Genomic DNA, 480 nt, shown 5'->3' with positions numbered 1-480 from the left:
ACCAATAAGAGGAAAGACTGCTGGTTGCATATTTAAAAATCCAAAAGACTACCAAGCATGGAAACTGATTGACAAATCCGGCTGTCGAGGGTTAGATAACGGTGGAGCTAAAATTTCTAAGAAACATTGTAATTTTTTACTCAACTATAATAATGCAACTGCATCTGACTTGGAAAATCTTGGCAACAAAGTAAGAGATGCCGTGAGAGATAAGTTTAACGTTGAACTTGAGTGGGAAATAAGGGTTTTAGGCAGCCATTAGGCGGTTTTTTTACAGCCGCTGTATTTCCCAGTTGTTCAACACTGTCTATTTTAATCTCTAAAATGTTCTTTATAAATTCATTAGCTTGGTCTTTGCTCATAAAAATTGTACGCTTGTTGATCATTGATTTCTTTATAGTATCTCTATCTTCTTCGTTATCTGTACATTTATAGCTCTTTCCATAATAATCCAAGAGAGGTAAAATAAGGACTTATAGT

The 480-nt window shown here is 34.6% G+C and carries 1 pseudogene; it reads left to right on the top strand.

Annotated features, from left to right (window positions below):
* A pseudogene (locus tag IHO13_RS04970) lies at positions 1 to 262 on the top strand (UDP-N-acetylmuramate dehydrogenase); the annotation flags it as partial.
* Positions 263 to 480 lie beyond the last annotated feature (218 nt).

Origin of the sequence: Wolbachia endosymbiont of Mansonella perstans (assembly GCF_020278605.1) — a bacterium.
Taxonomy (GTDB): Bacteria; Pseudomonadota; Alphaproteobacteria; order Rickettsiales; family Anaplasmataceae; genus Wolbachia.
Note: the sequence above shows the minus strand (reverse complement) of the source record. Positions and strands in the feature narration are given on the sequence as shown.